Source organism: Carboxylicivirga linearis (assembly GCF_018271995.1).
GTDB classification, from domain to species: Bacteria; Bacteroidota; Bacteroidia; order Bacteroidales; family Marinilabiliaceae; genus Carboxylicivirga; species Carboxylicivirga linearis.
This window is the reverse complement of the sequence record NZ_JAGUCO010000157.1, coordinates 1-388: the sequence shown is the minus strand read 5'-3', so window position 1 is coordinate 388 and position 388 is coordinate 1. Positions and strand designations below refer to the sequence as shown.

Below are 388 nucleotides of genomic sequence, written 5' to 3'. Positions count from 1 at the left end.
TATGAACACGAGTGAGTTATTACATACCATCGCAAAAGACCGTGTTTCAGGGATGCGAACCATCGACAGCTACCAATTAAAACCAACGGTGATAATGGTAACAGGTGCGGACATTTCCCTGGACCTGAAAAACGATATGTGGATTCTGAACACCAAAGGTCTGCCAAGCTCCATTGATGAAATGGAACTCATAAGCAGCGATAATGTGTTTACGGCTACACCCGAAGAATACGACTTTATGGATGAGTACCGCTACCAGGTATTCACCGATTACATAGACATCAAAACCCAAACGGAAAACTTTAAGCCTTACCGATTGGAGTTTGTAAAGATTATTCCCCACCGAAATTAATACGACTATGTTGGATTACAGAGAGCAAATACAAAG

The 388-nt window shown here is 41.8% G+C and carries 1 protein-coding gene; it reads left to right on the top strand.

The genetic code is table 11. The features are described 5' to 3' along the window. Positions 1-352, top strand: a 352-nt coding sequence (locus tag KEM10_RS24120; RefSeq protein WP_212221058.1) for a hypothetical protein, incomplete at its 5' end; no start/stop codon positions are given. Between the last annotated feature and the right edge of the window lie 36 nt (positions 353-388).